The organism is Rhodanobacter sp. 7MK24, assembly GCF_014842995.1.
GTDB lineage: Bacteria > Pseudomonadota > Gammaproteobacteria > Xanthomonadales > Rhodanobacteraceae > Rhodanobacter_A.
Genome location: NZ_JACYXL010000001.1, coordinates 86,770 through 102,555 on the forward strand (window position 1 = coordinate 86,770; position 15,786 = coordinate 102,555).

Below are 15,786 nucleotides of genomic sequence, written 5' to 3' on the forward strand. Positions count from 1 at the left end.
CAGCGACGGTGCCGGCATTCATGGACGCCCCCTGCGTGTGCTGCCTCTGGGAACCTAACGCATGCCAGTACGAAATCGCGCATCTCGGTGGGTCATCGCTACGGTGGCATTCAGTTTCCCCGGCTTCCAGCCATGACGAAGGCACGCTGTTGCGTGCGTGTGCTGCACAAAAGCGAAACCCGGCATTTGCCGGGTTTCGCTTCGATGCAGATACAGATGCGAGGCGTGCGTCAGGCGATGTCGGCAATCGTCCCGGCGCCCGACACCATGGCAGCCTTGTGCATCAGCGTGCGCGGCAACAGGCGGGCGAAATAGAACGCGGCGGTGTCGCGCTTGGCCTGCTTGAATGCTTCGGACTGCGTGCCTGCCTCCGCGGCGGCCACGGCGCGCGCCCAGAAGTAGGCCAGCGTGACGTAGCCCGAATACCACAGGTAATCCGCTGCGGCAGCGCCCAATTCCTCCGGGTTGGCCTGCACGCGCTGCGCGAGCGACTGGGTGAGTTCGCCCCATTCCTTCGCCAGGATGGCCAGCGGAGCGATCAGTGCGGCGAGTTTCGTATCGCCCGCATGCGTCTTGCAGAACGCGCCGATCTCGGCGACGAAGTGCTTGAAACCCACACCCTGCAACTGGAGGATCTTGCGGCCCAGCAGGTCCGCGGCCTGGATGCCGGTGGTGCCCTCGTACAGCGTGATGATGCGCGCGTCGCGCACGAACTGCTCCATGCCGTTCTCGCCGATGTAGCCGTGGCCGCCGTACACCTGCAGCGCTTCCTTGGTGCACTCCTGCGCGAGTTCGGTCACCACGCCCTTGGCGATGGGGATGAGGAAAGCCACCAGTTCGCTGGCGTGCCTGCGCTCGTCCTCGCTGGCGCCGCGTGCTTCGATGTCGGTCTGCAGCGCGGTGTAGTAGAGCAAGGCGCGCGAAGCTTCCACGAAGGCGCGCTGGGTCAGCAGCATGCGGCGCACGTCGGGCTGCACCAGCAGGTTGTCGGCAGCCTTCTCGGGGAACTTCGCGCCGGACAGCGCGCGGCTCTGCAGGCGCTCGCGCGCATAGTTCAGGCTGTTCTGCCACGCGCGCTCGGCCAGCGCCAGACCCTGCACGCCCACCGACAGGCGCGCGGCATTCATCATGGTGAACATCGCCGCGAGGCCTTTGTGCGGCTGACCGATCAGGTAGCCCTCGGCGCCGTCGAAGTTCATCACGCAGGTGGCCGAGCCCTTGAGGCCCATCTTGTGTTCGATGGCGCCGGCGTAGGCCTGGTTGCGTTCCCCCAGAGAACCGTTCGCGTCCACCTTGAACTTCGGCACGATGAACATCGAGATGCCGCGGCTGCCGGCCGGTGCATCGGGCAGGCGCGCCAGCACCAGGTGCACGATGTTCTCGGCCATGTCGTGCTCGCCGGCGCTGATGAAGATCTTGGTGCCGCTGATCGCATAGCTGCCGTCGGCGTTCGGCTCGGCGCGCGTCTTCAGCAGGCCGAGGTCGGAACCGGCCTGCGGCTCGGTCAGGCACATCGTGCCGGTCCAGCGGCCTTCTACGATGGGCTTCATGTAGGTGTGCTGCTGTGCCTCGGTGCCGTGCAGCTCCATCGCGTGGCAGGCGCCTTCGCTGAGCAGCGGGTACAGGCTCCACGACAGGTTGCCGGACTGGAACAGCTCGGTAGTGCTGGTGCCGATGACGTTGGGCAGCGCCTGGCCGCCGAACTCTTCCTTCGCGGTGAGGCCGGCCCAGCCGCCTTCGGAGAAGGCTTTGAAGGCCTCCTTGAAGCCCTTCGGCGTGGTCACTGCGTGGGTGGCCTTGTCGTAATGGCAGCCCTCGGCGTCGCCCGAGGCGTTGGTGGGCGCCAGCACCTGTTCGGAGAGCTTGCCGGCTTCCTCCAGCACCGCGTCGAGCAGGTCGCGACTGTGTTCCGCGCCGCCCTGCAACCTGGTGAGGATGGCCTCGGCGCCCAGCAGGTCGAAGAGGGTGAAGCGCTGGTCGTCTAGCGGAGCCTTGTAGATCGTCATGGCGAATCTCTCGTGAAGAAGGAATCAGCGGAAGGTGTTGGCGATGCCCGGCACCGGCGACAGGAAGTCGCTGTGCTGGAAAGGAAAATCCTGCGGGTTCTTGTTGTCCGGATGATCGGCCAGGTCGGGCTGGGCATGGATCGTGCCGCGGATGGCGTAGGCCAGCGAGCCGGTACTGCCCTTTGCCGCGACGGCGGCGAGCGCGCTGCCCATCGTGGCCGTGGGCAGCACGTCGACGGCGATCACGTCGCCGGCGAAGGATGGGATGTCGCGGTCGAACGCGGCATGCAGGCGCACCGGCATGTCGTTGGCCACCTGCAGCGAACCCTCGATGGAGCTGAAATCCATGCCGCCGTAGCTGTTGTTCTGGATGCGCACGGTGAGCCGCCACATGCCGCTAGGCAGCACCTGCATCTGCTGCACGGTGAGCGAGGGCGGGAATACGCTCTTGCGCTGCGGGCCGCAGGCCGCGAGGCAGGCGGCGCAAACAACGAGTGCGAAGCAGCGGATCAGTCGCATCACGGCCGTGACCTCATGGCTACGATCTCAAACGATTGTTTGAATCTTGACCCGGGCCGCTGCGCGCGTCAATGGACGGAGCAAGGGCGGTAGGGATGTCCGGGCTGCAGAGCTCGTTGCATGGCGCATGTTTCCGCCGCCTGGCCCACAAGGCCGCTGTCGGTCGGCGAACCGCCGAAAGTCGGCTCGTGCTGAAGCTCTCCGCACGGACGTTCCTGTAGTCCACGCTTGCGGCGGTTCCCACAAAAGTGGACACGCGGCATCATGCAGGGTTCCACCATCAGGCCAGCACGCCACATGACCCGTCGCATCGTCGCCCGTCGCTCTCCCATCCATGGCAATGGCGTGTTCGCCGTCGAGTCCATCCGGAAGGGCGAGGAGATCATCCAGTACCGGGGCACGCTGATGACCCACGCCGAGGCCGACGACATGTACGGCGACGGCGGCGAAACCGGCCACACCTTCCTGTTCACCCTCAACGACGACTACATCGTCGACGCCAACCGCAAGGGCAACACCGCGCGCTGGATCAATCACAGCTGCGCGCCGAACTGCCGCGCGGTGGTGGAGGAGAGCGCCGACGGCAACCCGCGCCACGACAAGGTGATGATCGAGGCGATCCGCAACATCAAGCCGGGCGAGGAACTGACCTACGACTACGGCATCACCCTCGACGTGCCGCACACCGCGCGCCTGAAGAAGCTGTGGCAGTGCCTGTGCGGCGCGCCCGACTGCACCGGCACACTGCTCCGGCCCAAGCGCTGACGCAACGGATTTTCCCCTGCCGCGCGGCCGCTTTCGCGCCGCAAATTCCTGCTGTCCGGACGCCTAGCCAGCCGTCGAAAAGCGCCTCTATACTCGCGCGACACGCCCGGCATGGGGATGGGTGGCCAGGGACTGCAACAGGGGATGACGATGGAAAGCAATCCGTATGCGGCGCCCGCCGCGGTGGTGGAGGATGTGGGCGGCAGTTATGCCGACGACCTGGAAAGCCGCAAGGCCAGCCGCGGCAAGCGACTCGGCGCGGCGATCCTCGATGGCCTGATCAACCTGCCCTGGCTCGGTCTGTTCGTGGGGGCGGGCGTGATGTACTACAACGCGGTCCGGCAGGGATTTCCGGCGCCGCACACCGCCGGCATGCTGATCTTCCTCGGCGTCCTGCTGATGCTTGGCGTGTTCGTGGTCAACTGCATGATGGTGCACCAGAGCGGCCAGACCATCGGCAAGCGGATGCTGGACATTGCGATCGTGCGCACCGACGGCAGCCGCATGGGGCTGCTCCGGTACATCTTCCTGCGCGTGGTGCCGGTCGTGCTGCTCGGCATGATCCCGCTGGTGGGGCGCTTCGTCGGCCTGATCGACTCGCTGCTGATCTTCGGCAAGGAACGACGCTGTCTGCATGACCTGATCGCCGACACCATCGTCGTCGACGTTTGATGCTGGACTCCGTCCGCGAGATCGAGACGCCCGAAGGCATCTCGCTGCGCCTGCGTGCGGTCGGTCCGTTGCCGCGCGCGCAGGCGTGGATGATCGACACGGTCATCCGCCTCGTGCTGCTGATGCTGGGGATGGCGCCGCTGTCGCTGCTCGGCACCGGCGGTCGCGGCGTGGCGATGTTGCTGATGTTCGCCTTGCTGTGGGCGTACTGGGTGATCTGCGAGCTGTGGCTGGACGGGCAGAGCCTGGGCAAGCGGGCGCTGGGCCTGCGCGTGGTCAATCTGGATGGCACGCCGGTGACCTGGCTGCCCTCGGTGACGCGCAACCTGCTGCGCGTGGTGGATGCGCTGCCGGGCGTGTACGGCGTGGGCCTGGCCAGCACCCTGGTCGATCCCTGCGCACGCCGGCTCGGCGACATCGTGGCGGGCACGATGGTGGTGTATGCGAAGGAACTGCCGATCGGCCACCAGGTGCCCGCCGCACCGGCGCAGCCCTTGCCCGTGCCGCTGGCCCCCGAGGAGCAGGCGGCGCTGGTGGACTTCGCCGAACGCGCGGACCGGCTCACCCCGCAGCGCCAGGAGGAACTGGCGAACCTGCTGGAACCGCTGACCGGCTGCCGCGACACCGCCGCGGTGAGGCGCCTGCTCGGCTACGCCAACAGCTTGCTGGGGCGCCCGTGAAACAGGAGCGTTTCGTGGCCATGCACGCGCAGGAATGGGACCACCTGCAGCTCTGGCTGGGCGAGCTCGACCGCCAGCCGAAGCGCGGCATGCGCCGCGAGCAGGCGCTGGATTTCCCGGCCGCGTACCGGCGCGTCTGCCATCACCTCGCGCTGGCGCGCGGGCGCGGCTACAGCCACGAGGTCACCGAGCGCTTGCAGTTGCTGGTGCAGCGCGGGCATCGCGTGCTGTACCGCCCGCCGCCGCCGCGCTGGCATCGCGCGGCCAGCTTCCTGGTCGCCGACTTTCCGCGCCTGGTGCGCGCGCAGTGGCGTTGCATGGCGCTCGCGGCGGCGCTGTTCTACGTGCCGGCGTTGCTGCTGCTGGCCTGGCTGCAGATACATCCGGAGCTGGCGCACACGCTGTTCAGCAGCGCGCGGCTGGCCGAGTTCGAGCGCATGTACGACCCCGCCAATCCGCACCTGGGCCGCAGCAGCGGCACCAACCTGCAGATGTTCGGCTTCTACGTGTTCAACAACGTCAGCATCGCCTTCCGCACCTTCGCCTCGGGCCTGCTGTTCGGCGTGGGTGCGATCTATGTGCTGGGCGCCAACGGCATCCTCATCGGCGGCGTGGCTGGCCATCTCACCGCGATCGGCTACGGTGGCCCGTTCTGGCGCTTCGTGGTGACGCATTCGGCGTTCGAGCTGAGCGCGCTGGTGATCGCCGGCGGCGCCGGCCTGCAGCTGGGACTGACCCTGCTCGCACCCGGCCGGCGGCGGCGCGGACCGGCGCTGGTGGAGGCCGGCTGGATCGGCGCGAAGCTGGCGCTGGGCGCTTTCGCGATGCTGGTGGTGGCCGCATGCATCGAGGCCTACTGGTCGTCACAGGCGGCGCTGCCCGACGCGCTGCGTTTTGGCACCGCCGCGCTGGCCTGGCTGCTGGTGCTGGGCTGGCTGGGTTTCGGCGGCAGGGCGGGCCAGCATGGAGCTTGAGCGGATCAGCGTGGTGCTGCGCCCGCGCGAGTCGCGCGAAGCCCTCGACCTGGGCGCCGCGATGCTGCGCGCGAATGCCGGCGCCGTGTGGCTGGCGTGGTTCGCCTTCAGCGTGCCGCTGTTCGTGCTGTGCAACGCGCTGGGCCTGCTGCTGGGCCTGCCGTGGCTGGGCCTGCTGCTGGTGTGGTGGCTGAAGCCGCTGTTCGACCGCGTACCGCTGTACGTGCTCTCGCGCGCCGTGTTCGATCGTGCGCCGCGCTGGCGCGAGAGCCTGCGTGGCCAGCGCGCGTTGCCGTGGGGGCCGACCATGGCCGGACTGAGCTGGCTGCGCATCGACAGCCACCGCGCGCTGCGCCTGCCGCTGGAACTGCTCGAAGGTGCGCCGCGCCGGCAGCGCGTCGCGCGCTGGAAGGTGTTGCGGCGCAAGCTGGTGGGCGAGGCCAGCCTGCTCGCCTGGGGCTGCCTGCAGTTCGAGCTGGTGCTGTTCCTCAGCGCCTGGCTGTTGGCGCTGTGGCTGCTGCCGCAGGAGTGGCGGCCGGCCTCGTTCGCCGATTTCTTCCGCCACGAAGTGCACGGCGCCGCCACCGCCTGGACGCTGGCGGCGTCCGCCGTGGACTACCTCGCGATGAGCGTGATCGAGCCGCTGTACGTGGCCTGCGGCTTCGCGCTGTACCTCAACCGGCGTACCGAACTGGAAGCCTGGGACATCGACCTCGCGTTCCGCCGCCTGCGCGCGCGCCTGCAGGATCTGGGCAAGCTGCTGTGCCTGCTGCTGTGCCTGGGCTTGCCGCTGGCCGGCCATGCCGCGACGCCGACGCCGAAGGCCGCGCCGGTGAGCACGCCGCAGCAGGTGTTCCGGCAGCCGCTGGACGACGGCGACCAGCGCTTCGCGGCCGCTGCGGCGCAGGTGTATCGCGATCCGCGTTTCGGCGGCGAGCGCCACGTGCGTCGCTGGGAATTGAAGTACGCCAGCCGGCCCGCGCAGCCGGTGAATATGGGCATGGCGCCACTGCGCTTGCTCTCCGGCGTGCTCAACGCCTTGTTGTGGCTGGCGCTGGCGGCGGCGGTGGCGGCGCTGGCCTGGTTTGCGTGGCGCTGGAGCGGCGGCTTGCGCGAGCAGTCGCCGCTGCCGTCGTTCGAAGCGAAGCTGTCGACGACGGTGGACGCGACGCCCGAAGCGCTGCCCCGCGACGTGGCCGGCGCCGCCCGCGAACTGTGGCAGGCGCAGCGCCGGCGCGAGGCCTTGGCGCTGCTCTACCGCGGCTGCGCGGAGCGCATCGCGCAGCAACTGCAGTTGCCGTTCGCGGTCGACGCCACTGAGGCGGACTGGCTGCGCCACGCCACCGCGCTGGACGACCCGGCGCGCACGCGGCGCGTCGCCGCGATCGTGCGCACCTGGCAGTTCGCCGCCTACGCCGGTCGCTACCCCGACCAGGTCGCGTTCGAGCGGCTGCTCGATGGCTGGCCGCTGCAGCCGGAGGCCGCCGCATGAAGCATCGCGGCCTGCTCGTCGTCGTGCTGGTGCTGCTGGGCGTTGCGCTGCTCGCGGGCGTGTTCCTCGCCACCTTCCAGCGGCGCGACGTGGTGGAACCGGTCCCGCCCAGCGGCATGGCGCAGACCAATCCGTTCTTCGCGCTCGAGCAGGTGCTGCGGGACATGGGCGAACCGGCGGCGTCGCTGACCACGCTGGATCCGGGCCAGGCGCCGCTGCAGCCGGGCGATACCGTGCTGGTGGGTGCCGATGCGGGACGCATCGATGCGGAAACCGCCGCACGGCTGGCCAGCTGGGTACGGCGGGGTGGCCATCTGCTGCTGGTGCCCGACGCGGGCACGCGCGCGCCCGTGTTTGCGGCGCTGGACCTGCTCGATCCACGTCCGGGCGGCTTCGGCTGCAGCCGCCTCGGCGACGAGAAAATGGCTGCCAGCTTGTGCGGCCTGCGCTTTCGGCTGAAACCTGCAGTCGTGCAGACGGTGGACGCGGCGATCGGCGACGCGGGCGATGGCTATCTGTTCGCGCGCACCGCCGTCGGTCGCGGCCAGGTCAGCCTGCTCGCCAGCCTTGCCCCGCTCGAACGGCTGCAGCTGAAGCATGCCGAAGCGCAGCGTTTCGCCTGGCGCCTGCTGGCGCCGAACCGCGGCCGCGGCCAGATCTACCTGGTCTATGCGCTGGACGGCCAGCCGTTCCTGAAACTGCTGGCGACGCAGGGCTGGCCCGCCCTGCTGGCGCTGGCGCTGCTGCTGGCGGCATGGATGGCGATGCGCGGCGCACGCTGCGGTCCACTGATGCCTGCGCCTGCTCCGCACAGGCGCGCGTTGCTCGAACACGTGCAGGCCGCCGGCGAGTTCCTCTACCGCCGCGACGGCGGCCGCAGCCTGCACCAGCTGGCCTGTCAGGCCGTGCTGGCGCGCTTGCGCCGGCGCGATCCGGCCAGCGTGCGCCTGAACGGCGAAGCCCTGTACGGGCGCCTCGCCGAACGCGGCGGCCTCGATGCCGCGCAGGTCGCGCAGGCCTTCCAGTCACCCGCGAACGCACAGGCGTTCCGTGCCTCCCTCATCACCCTGGCGCGACTCAGGAGCCGCCCATGACCACCGAAACCCTTGCCGCCCCGGACGCTGCGCCGGCCGTTTCGACGCCGATGCCGATAGCCGAACTGGGCGAACGCGCCCACGCCTTGCGCGACCAGGTGGGGCGCGCCTTCGTCGGCCAGCCCGAGGTGTTCGAGCAGGCGCTGCTGGCGCTGCTGGCCACCGGCCACGTGCTGGTCGAGGGCGTGCCCGGGCTGGGCAAGACTCTGCTGGTGCGCGCGCTGGCCGCTGCAGTGGGCTGCAGCTTCGGGCGCATCCAGTTCACCCCCGACCTGATGCCGGCCGACGTCACCGGCCACGCGGTGTACGACCCCAAGGCCGAAACCTTCCGCCTGCGCCGCGGCCCAGTGTTCGCCAACCTGCTGCTGGCCGACGAGATCAACCGCGCGCCGGCCAAGACCCAGGCCGCGCTGCTGGAGGCGATGCAGGAAGGGCAGGTCACCATCGAGGGCCGGCGCATGTCGCTGCCCGCGCCGTTCATGGTGGTCGCCACGCAGAACCCGATCGAGCAGGAAGGCACCTACACGCTGCCCGAGGCGCAACTGGACCGCTTCCTGGTCAAGGTGCTGATCGGCTATCCCGGCCTGGAGGACGAGCGCCGCATGGTGGCCGCGGTGGTGGACGGCAAGCTGGCCGCCGACCTCGACGTGTCGCGGGTGGAGCAGGTGATCGACCAGGCCGGCCTGCTGGCCATGCAGCGCGGCGTGGCCGCGATCCGCATGGACGCGGCGGTGACCGACTATGCCGTGCGCATCGTGCGCGCTACGCGCGAATGGCCGGGCGTGATCGGCGGTGCCGGCCCGCGCGGCGGCCTCGCGCTGGCGCGACTGGCGCGCGCACGCGCCGCACTGGATGGGCGCGATTTCGTGGTACCCGACGACGTGCGTTCGGTGGTGCTGCCCGCCTTGCGCCATCGCCTGCTGCTGGCGCCGGAGGCACTGCTGGAACGCCAGCGCCCGGACGACGTGCTCGGCGCGCTGCTGCACAAGGTGGCCGCGCCGAAGCAATGAGACCTGCACCGCTACTGCTGTGGCTGTTGCTGGCCTGGACCGTGCTCGGTGCGGCGGCCAGCCTTGGCCTGCTGCCGTTGTCGGCATGGCTGGCCGCCGGTCTTGCGCTGGCGGCACTGGGCATGCTCGACGCCTGGCGCCTGCGCCGCACTGCCTCGCCCGAACTGCGCCGCGAACTGGCGCCGGTGCTGCCGCTGGGCCCGGAGGCGACGGTGGCGCTGCACCTGCGCAATCCCACCCGACGCCACCAGCCGCTGCACCTGCACGACCTGCATCCCGGCGGCTGGGCCGTGCGCGGCATGCCGCGCCGCGTGACGCTGCCGCCAAGCGGCGCGCTGCGGCTGGACTATGCCACCACGCCCGACGCGCGCGGGCAGTTCCGTTTCGACGGCTGCCACGCGCTGCTGCCGTCGCCATGGCGGCTGTGGCAGGGGCGGCGCGTGCTGGGCGAACCGTCGTCCACCCGCGTCTACCCCAACTTCGCCGTGTTGGCCGAGCAGGCCGGGCTCAGCGTGGAACTGGCCTCGCGCAGCGTGGGCGCGCGCCTGCAGCGGCGCCGCGGCGAGGGCACCGAATTCCAGGAGCTGCGTGACTACCGCGACGGCGACAGCCTGCGCAAGATCGACTGGAAGGCCACTGCGCGCAGCCATCGACTGATCTCGCGCGAATACCGCGAGGAGCGTAACCAGCAGGTGATCCTGATGCTCGACTGCGGCCGCCGCATGCTGGCGCAGGACGGCCCGCTGGCGCACTTCGACCACGTGCTCAACGCCTCGCTGGCGCTGGCCGGCATCGCGCTGCGCGAAGGCGACGCGGTGGGCATGCTGGCCTGCCTCGGCCAGCAGCAGCGTTGGCTGCCGCCGCAGCAGGGCAGCGGCGGCATGGACCTGCTGCTCGGCGCCGGCTACGACCTGCAGGCGCAGCCGCTGGCCACCGATTACCTCGCCGCCGCGAATGCCCTGCAGGTACAGCAGCGCCGGCGCGCGCTGGTCATCCTCGTCACCAACGTGCGCGACGAGGACGACAAGGAGCTGCGCACCGCATTGAGCCTGCTCTCCCGCCAGCACTTGGTAGTGCTGGCCAGCCTGCGCGAACAGGCGCTGGACGAAGCCGCCCACGACCCTGGCGCCACGCTGGAAACCAGCATCCGCAGTGCCTCGGCGATGCACTACCTCGCCGAACGCGAGCGCGTGCACGAGACCTTGCGGCGGGAAGAGGTGAACGTGCTCGATGTGCGGTGCAGCGAGTTGTCCGGGGCGTTGATCGAGCGGTATCTGGCGATCAAGCGGGGGAATAGGTTGTGAGGGAGGGCGGGCCGGCATGAGGGAGCGCGATCCGCGCTTGCCGCTGCTGGCCCCGGGTGGGAGGGCGCTGCATGGTTGGCGTCGCTAGGAAAGGCTGCTGAATTAATCGGTGGGATTGGGGGCGGGTAAATCGCCTATAACGTTAATGATTGCTAATGTGGTGGTGACTATGAATTTTCAAAAAAGCTCAGTAATTATACTGTGCTGCCGGCTGTCTATTGTGCTGCCGACGGCGTTGTTGGTGTCGGGATGCGCAAAAGTGCTGAAGCCTGATCAGTTGCGTATGCCGGCTAGGCCAACGTGCATTTATCTAGCCACTCCCATCATCAGTACTGCTAAGCATGGTATATTGAACATTGAGTGGGATACGCGACTGGAGCGTGGCCCGTATGTATCTGAACGAGAAGATGATGAGGGTACTTATTACAGAGCTCCGCCTGGGGGCATTTCTGTTAGTCGCCACGAGCAAAATGGAAAGTCAGGCAGCGAAAGCGCGAACAGAACATATGACGGAGGCTTTTGGATTCCACGAGACCCCAATGCTACACCAAAACTCTACACCTATTTCTCGACTTCTCAGGCTCTAGTGGAAAAGCCGGGGGCAGACATTGATTGTTCATCCTTTGGCTATATAAATAATCCGAAAACTCAAGGAGTTAGCATAGTTGTATTTGCAGTTGGTGGCGCAATTGGCGGGGGCGTGGCGCGCGCCACTATTCCTGGGGCGCATGTTACTTATGGGCAATCTGTTATCGGTGGTGCAATAGGCATGGCTATCGTCGGGGCGCTCATTAATATGGATGTTGGGAAGATTATGCTTGGTAATCCACTTATGGATGATGATCTTAGTAGAAAAATTCAAAATTCCGCTAAGCAAGTAGTGCCGCTCAAGGAAAATAGTGCGACAGGCGGTCAAGGGAACGGAGGCTGAGGGTTCCCCACAAATCCCTTCGCTCAATCAACAACTTGCGCACCGATTGAAGGAACAGTGCGCGCATGATGCGGTCATTCCTCACGGGTTACGAAGCCAGAGGAGACCACGCCATGCGCGCGACCAAAGTATTGCAAAAGTGTCTGGGCGATGCATTGCAGCCGATGCACGCGCTGCGCCGTCGCGTGTTGCTGCGTGCCGTGGAGGCGTTGATCCATGGCCGTCGCCTGACCCTGATCGATGTCGCCCGTAATAAAAAGGTGTCAGGGACAATTCAAGGCGGAATCAGGCATCGTCCGGCGATGGCAGCGGTGTTCGGCTGCTCATTCCAGTGGGCGCCGCGCGCCGCTGAATTCAAGCGCCAGATGGACCCTTCAGGCAAGCGGGCCAATCAAAGGGGGTTGATATGAGCGTTCAAAAGCAAATCCAGGAATACATTGCTGCTCAGCCCGAGCCAAAACGCAGCGACATGAAGGAGTTGCACGTTGCCATTCTGGAGTTGATGCCGAAATGCAGGTTGTGGTTCCTCGATGGCAAGGATGACAAGGGAAAGATGGTTTCCAATCCGAACATAGGGTACGGAATCCAGACTTTGGAATATGCCAACGGAAAGAGCAGGGATTTCTACCAGATTGGTGTCAGTGCGAACACGGCTGGTATATCCGTCTATATTCTTGGGATAGCGGACAAGGAGTGCTTGGCCAGGGAGTACGGGAAAGAACTCGGCAAGGCAAGTGTCACGGGTTACTGCATCAAGTTCAAAAGACTGAAAGATATAGACATCGGTGTGCTCAAAGCGGCAATGCAGTACGGGATCGGGCAGACGGGTGCCCGGCATTGATTTCAACCTGGCTTGGCCAAGGGTTGACCCGGTCGAGGCGAGGGCGATGAACTGCAAGAGCGCTTGTCTGATGTCGAAAGCAGGCTGTCCTTCCCGCTTTCGACTCGCCGGGCCAAGGCCCGGCTCCGACGGATCAACCACCATCGCGGTTGATCCGCGAGCGGTCCATCCATGGACTGCTAGTCTTCCTCGACCTTCGGTCGCCACGCCTCGCTGAGCTGCTTCTGCACTGGTGCGGGCACTGGCTCGTAGTGGCTGAGGTCGAGGCTGTAGCGGCCGCGGCCGCCGGTCATCGCCTTGAGTTCGGTGGGGTAGCCGGTGAGCTCGGCCAGCGGGGCCTGGGCGCGGATCATCAGCTCGCCGCCGCGGCTGCTGTCGGTGCCGAGAATGCGGGCGCGCTTGCCGGCGAGCCCGCCGGTGACGTCGCCCACGGCGACTTCGGGGATGGAGATCTCCACGTCCATGATGGGCTCAAGCACGACGGGCCGCGCCTTGCCCACGGCATCGAGGAAGGCCTTCTTGCCGGCGCTGACGAAGGCCACTTCCTTGGAGTCGACAGGATGGTACTTGCCGTCGTACACGGTCACGCGCAGGTCCTGCAGCGGGTAACCGGCCACCGCGCCGCGCTCCATGGCCTGCCGCACGCCTTTTTCGATGGCAGGCAGGAAGGTGCCGGGGATCACGCCACCTTTCACCGCGTCGATGAATTCGAAGCCGGCGCCGCGGTCCAGCGGCTCCACGCGCAGAAACACTTCGCCGAACTGGCCGGCGCCCCCGGTCTGCTTCTTGTGACGGTGGTGCCCTTCAGCCTGCGTCGCGATGGTTTCGCGGTAGGCGATGCGCGGCGGCCGGGTGAGTACTTCCACACCGTAGCGTTCGCGCATGCGCTCCAGCGTCACCTTGAGATGCAGCTCCGAAAGGCCGCGCAACACGGTTTCGTTGAGTTCCTTGTGGTGTTCCATGCGCAGGCAGGGGTCTTCCTCGGCCAGTCGCGCGAGCGCGTTCGCCAGTTTCTGTTCCTGGCCCTTGTGCTTCGGCTCCAGCGCCAGCCCGAACATCGGCTCCGGGAAGCGCATGGGGGCGAGGTGGATGCGATCGTCCTCGTGCGAATCGTGCAGCACGGCGTCGTAGTGGATCTCCTCCACCTTGGCCACCGCAGCGATGTCGCCGGGGATGGCCTGCTCGATCTCCACGTGGTTCTTCGCGTTGAGGCGGAACAGGTGGCCAAGGCGGAACGGCTTGCGGCCGTCGTCCACGAACAATTCCGCGTTGCGGCGCAGCGTGCCCTGCCATACGCGGAAGATGCCAAGCTTGCCCACGAAAGGATCGTTGACGATCTTGAACACGTCGGCGATCACATGCTGCTTCGGGTCCGCGTTCACCGTGATCGCTTCGTCCTCGCCGTTGCGGAAAGGCGGCGGGTTGCCTTCCGCGGGGTTGGGCAACAGGCGATCCGCGATCTCCAGCAGTTCCGCCACGCCCGCGCCGCTGCGGGCGCTGACGAAGCAGATCGGCACCAGATGTCCTTCACGCAGGCATTGCTCGAAGGCGTCGTGCAATTGCTGCCGGTTCAACGCCGCCTCCCCTTTGTCGAGGTAGGCGCCCATGGTCGCCTCGTTGATCTCCACCACCTGATCGAGGATGCGCTGATGTGCGCTGGCCAGCGAGGAGAAATCCGTATGGCCCTCGGCATGGAAGAAGCAGTCGAGCACGTGCTTGCCGCCCTGTGCAGGCAGGTTCACCGGCAGACACTCGGGACCGAATTCCTCGCGCAACGCCTCCACCAGTGCACCCAGGTGGGCACCCTCGAAGTCGATCTTGTTGACCACCAGCACGCGGGCAAGACGACGTGAACGCGCGTGCTCCATGATGCGGCGCGTGCCGTGTTCGATGCCGTTGACGGCATTCACCAGCACCATCACGGTTTCCACCGCGGAGAATGCCGAGAGCGTGCCGCCGCGGAAATCGTCGTAGCCGGCGGTGTCGATCAGGTTGATATGGCAGCCGTCGCGGTCGATGCCGGCGATACAACTGTCGATGGAGTGGCCGCGCGCCTTTTCCTGCGCGTCGGTATCCGATTGCGTGGTACCGCGCTCCACCGAGCCCTGCGACTGGATGACGCCGCCGGCATGCAGCAAGGCCTCGAACAGCGAGGTCTTGCCGCTGCCGGCATGGCCGGCGAGCGCGATGTTGCGGATGTTTTCCGTGTGGTAGGACACGATACGACCCTCCTCTTGCAGGGTGCGGGTCGCATCGGCATGAGCGGCACCGCACGGAACCGCACATGGCGGCTGACGGGCCGTCATGGTCGTCCGGGCGCGGACGCGGGGGCGGTCATGGCGGGACAAGCCCGCCGATGGTACGTCGCGCAGTGGTTAGCCTTGCGTCAACAAGCACCGGGAACCGCGACAATACGCCGTTGTCTGTAGGGCGGTTCAAGCGACGCCTCGCATACTCCCGCCATTCCCGGCGTCATCCGGCGCATAAGGCATTCCCATCGCCACTCCCACGCAGGCCGAAACCCGAGCCACGCCAATGCCCGATCCCGAGCGGGACGGCATGCATGCGCTCGATCCGGTGACGGCTGCGCGCCTGCGCCAGTTGCGCAGCCGCGAACCGTTGCACAGGTGGCGGCTGGCGTGGTGGGTCCTGGCCGTCGTCGCATTGCTGCACCTCGTGTTCGCCGCGCTGACGTGGTGGGCGATGCGGCCGCCGGCACCGTCGCGGGGCGAGCCGGCTGCGGCGGCGACCGACATGCTCGAGGTGCGCTTCATTTCCACGGGCAGCAAGCCGGCCGCGAAGGCGCCACCACCCATGGCGTTGCCGCCACCGTCAGCGCATGCGACCCGCGCGCCGGCGAAGCGTGTCGCCGAACCCGTGTCGAAGAACGCGCTGAGCGTGCAGATTCCTGCGCCGGCCCCGGCGGCCAGCGTGGCCAAGCCGCATCTATTCGACAGCAACGGCATGCCCATTCTGCCGGCCGTGGCCAGCAGCGCCCCCGCGCCCGATTACGTGCAGCAGATGCCGCAGGGCGACGCGGGGATCATGCAGCACACGAGCCCGGTGAAATACCAGCCCACCCGTTTCGACAAGGACTGGGGGCGCACCAGCGCCGTCACCAATGCGCTGCAGAAGGCGGTGGACAAGACCACGGTGAAGCACACGTTCGACCTGGGGCACGGCATCCACATCCATTGCGGCATTTCGCTGGCGGCGTTGGCCGGCGGCTGCGGTGGCGATCCGCCGTCGCCGCCGTCGTCAAAGGACGGCGACGTGCGCATGAACATGGCGCCGGCCAAGCCGCTCGCACCCGGCCCGAATGTGCCGAAGGCGCCCCCGTTGTCCGAGTGCATTTCGCTGTATCGCGCAGGCAAGCCGCTTGCCGATGGTTGCCCCAGCGACACGCCGATCCACGCGGTGGATCAGGAGTTGCGCGAGCAGCGCGAGAAGCAGGCAAAGCAGGCGGCGGAGCACTGAAGTTCCGTTGGTGCCCACTAC

Annotated in this window: 14 protein-coding genes and 1 pseudogene; 12 read left to right on the top strand and 3 right to left on the bottom strand. The window is 67.3% G+C overall.

What is annotated here, in order from left to right:
* Nucleotides 1-230: 230 nt before the first annotated feature.
* Nucleotides 231-2,006: an acyl-CoA dehydrogenase C-terminal domain-containing protein gene (locus IHE49_RS00355; RefSeq protein ID WP_192153853.1), complete on the bottom strand. Its 1,776-nt coding sequence runs from the start codon at nucleotides 2,004-2,006 to the stop codon at nucleotides 231-233.
* 24 nt (nucleotides 2,007-2,030) lie between these two features.
* Nucleotides 2,031-2,525, bottom strand: coding sequence for a hypothetical protein (locus IHE49_RS00360; protein WP_192155341.1), 495 nt, complete (start codon nucleotides 2,523-2,525; stop codon nucleotides 2,031-2,033).
* A 297-nt stretch (nucleotides 2,526-2,822) separates the two neighbouring features.
* Here IHE49_RS00360 and IHE49_RS00365 point away from each other — a divergent pair, with 297 nt between their 5' ends.
* From IHE49_RS00365 to IHE49_RS00415, 11 genes and pseudogenes are all read left to right on the top strand, one after another.
* The gene (locus IHE49_RS00365; RefSeq protein ID WP_192153856.1) at nucleotides 2,823-3,290 is read left to right on the top strand and encodes an SET domain-containing protein-lysine N-methyltransferase; all 468 of its coding nucleotides are present in this window, start codon (nucleotides 2,823-2,825) and stop codon (nucleotides 3,288-3,290) included.
* A gap of 150 nt (nucleotides 3,291-3,440) precedes the next feature.
* Nucleotides 3,441-3,962, top strand: coding sequence for an RDD family protein (locus tag IHE49_RS00370; RefSeq protein ID WP_192153858.1), 522 nt, complete (start codon nucleotides 3,441-3,443; stop codon nucleotides 3,960-3,962).
* Entirely contained in the window at nucleotides 3,962-4,642 is a 681-nt protein-coding gene (locus IHE49_RS00375; RefSeq protein WP_192153860.1) for an RDD family protein, read from the top strand. The genes IHE49_RS00370 and IHE49_RS00375 overlap by 1 nt, the downstream gene beginning before the upstream one ends.
* Nucleotides 4,639-5,616: a stage II sporulation protein M gene (locus IHE49_RS00380; RefSeq protein ID WP_192153862.1), complete on the top strand. Its 978-nt coding sequence runs from the start codon at nucleotides 4,639-4,641 to the stop codon at nucleotides 5,614-5,616. The genes IHE49_RS00375 and IHE49_RS00380 overlap by 4 nt, the downstream gene beginning before the upstream one ends.
* Nucleotides 5,606-7,108 carry a DUF4129 domain-containing protein gene (locus tag IHE49_RS00385; protein WP_192153864.1) on the top strand — a complete coding sequence of 501 codons (1,503 nt, stop codon included), beginning with the start codon at nucleotides 5,606-5,608 and terminating at the stop codon, nucleotides 7,106-7,108. The genes IHE49_RS00380 and IHE49_RS00385 overlap by 11 nt, the downstream gene beginning before the upstream one ends.
* Complete coding sequence (locus tag IHE49_RS00390) at nucleotides 7,105-8,202, top strand: DUF4350 domain-containing protein (protein ID WP_192153866.1); 1,098 nt, start codon at nucleotides 7,105-7,107, stop codon at nucleotides 8,200-8,202. The genes IHE49_RS00385 and IHE49_RS00390 overlap by 4 nt, the downstream gene beginning before the upstream one ends.
* The gene (locus tag IHE49_RS00395) at nucleotides 8,199-9,212 is read left to right on the top strand and encodes a MoxR family ATPase (protein WP_192153868.1); all 1,014 of its coding nucleotides are present in this window, start codon (nucleotides 8,199-8,201) and stop codon (nucleotides 9,210-9,212) included. The genes IHE49_RS00390 and IHE49_RS00395 overlap by 4 nt, the downstream gene beginning before the upstream one ends.
* Nucleotides 9,209-10,516 carry a DUF58 domain-containing protein gene (locus tag IHE49_RS00400; RefSeq protein ID WP_192153870.1) on the top strand — a complete coding sequence of 436 codons (1,308 nt, stop codon included), beginning with the start codon at nucleotides 9,209-9,211 and terminating at the stop codon, nucleotides 10,514-10,516. The genes IHE49_RS00395 and IHE49_RS00400 overlap by 4 nt, the downstream gene beginning before the upstream one ends.
* Before the next feature lie 145 nt (nucleotides 10,517-10,661).
* Nucleotides 10,662-11,447 carry a hypothetical protein gene (locus tag IHE49_RS00405; protein WP_192153871.1) on the top strand — a complete coding sequence of 262 codons (786 nt, stop codon included), beginning with the start codon at nucleotides 10,662-10,664 and terminating at the stop codon, nucleotides 11,445-11,447.
* A gap of 113 nt (nucleotides 11,448-11,560) precedes the next feature.
* A pseudogene (locus IHE49_RS00410) lies at nucleotides 11,561-11,698 on the top strand (IS4 family transposase); the annotation flags it as partial.
* Between the two features lie 155 nt (nucleotides 11,699-11,853).
* Entirely contained in the window at nucleotides 11,854-12,288 is a 435-nt protein-coding gene (locus IHE49_RS00415; RefSeq protein WP_192153873.1) for a DUF1801 domain-containing protein, read from the top strand.
* Nucleotides 12,289-12,467: 179 nt separating this feature from the next.
* On the opposite strand, the gene fusA is transcribed toward IHE49_RS00415, so the two are convergent.
* Nucleotides 12,468-14,507, bottom strand: coding sequence for an elongation factor G (gene fusA / locus IHE49_RS00420; RefSeq protein ID WP_192153875.1), 2,040 nt, complete (start codon nucleotides 14,505-14,507; stop codon nucleotides 12,468-12,470).
* A gap of 316 nt (nucleotides 14,508-14,823) precedes the next feature.
* Between fusA and IHE49_RS00425 the strand changes: the two genes are divergently transcribed.
* On the top strand, nucleotides 14,824-15,765 hold the full coding sequence (locus IHE49_RS00425) for a hypothetical protein (RefSeq protein ID WP_192153877.1): 942 nt from the start codon (nucleotides 14,824-14,826) through the stop codon (nucleotides 15,763-15,765).
* Nucleotides 15,766-15,786: the final 21 nt, after the last annotated feature.

Coding starts and splice junctions, on each gene's coding strand:
- IHE49_RS00355 (WP_192153853.1), bottom strand. CDS start 2,006: ATGACGATCTACAAGGCTCCGCTAGACGACCAGCGCTTCACCCTCTTC.
- IHE49_RS00360 (WP_192155341.1), bottom strand. CDS start 2,525: ATGCGACTGATCCGCTGCTTCGCACTCGTTGTTTGCGCCGCCTGCCTC.
- IHE49_RS00365 (WP_192153856.1), top strand. CDS start 2,823: ATGACCCGTCGCATCGTCGCCCGTCGCTCTCCCATCCATGGCAATGGC.
- IHE49_RS00370 (WP_192153858.1), top strand. CDS start 3,441: ATGGAAAGCAATCCGTATGCGGCGCCCGCCGCGGTGGTGGAGGATGTG.
- IHE49_RS00375 (WP_192153860.1), top strand. CDS start 3,962: ATGCTGGACTCCGTCCGCGAGATCGAGACGCCCGAAGGCATCTCGCTG.
- IHE49_RS00385 (WP_192153864.1), top strand. CDS start 5,606: ATGGAGCTTGAGCGGATCAGCGTGGTGCTGCGCCCGCGCGAGTCGCGC.
- IHE49_RS00390 (WP_192153866.1), top strand. CDS start 7,105: ATGAAGCATCGCGGCCTGCTCGTCGTCGTGCTGGTGCTGCTGGGCGTT.
- IHE49_RS00395 (WP_192153868.1), top strand. CDS start 8,199: ATGACCACCGAAACCCTTGCCGCCCCGGACGCTGCGCCGGCCGTTTCG.
- IHE49_RS00400 (WP_192153870.1), top strand. CDS start 9,209: ATGAGACCTGCACCGCTACTGCTGTGGCTGTTGCTGGCCTGGACCGTG.
- IHE49_RS00405 (WP_192153871.1), top strand. CDS start 10,662: ATGATTGCTAATGTGGTGGTGACTATGAATTTTCAAAAAAGCTCAGTA.
- IHE49_RS00415 (WP_192153873.1), top strand. CDS start 11,854: ATGAGCGTTCAAAAGCAAATCCAGGAATACATTGCTGCTCAGCCCGAG.
- IHE49_RS00425 (WP_192153877.1), top strand. CDS start 14,824: ATGCCCGATCCCGAGCGGGACGGCATGCATGCGCTCGATCCGGTGACG.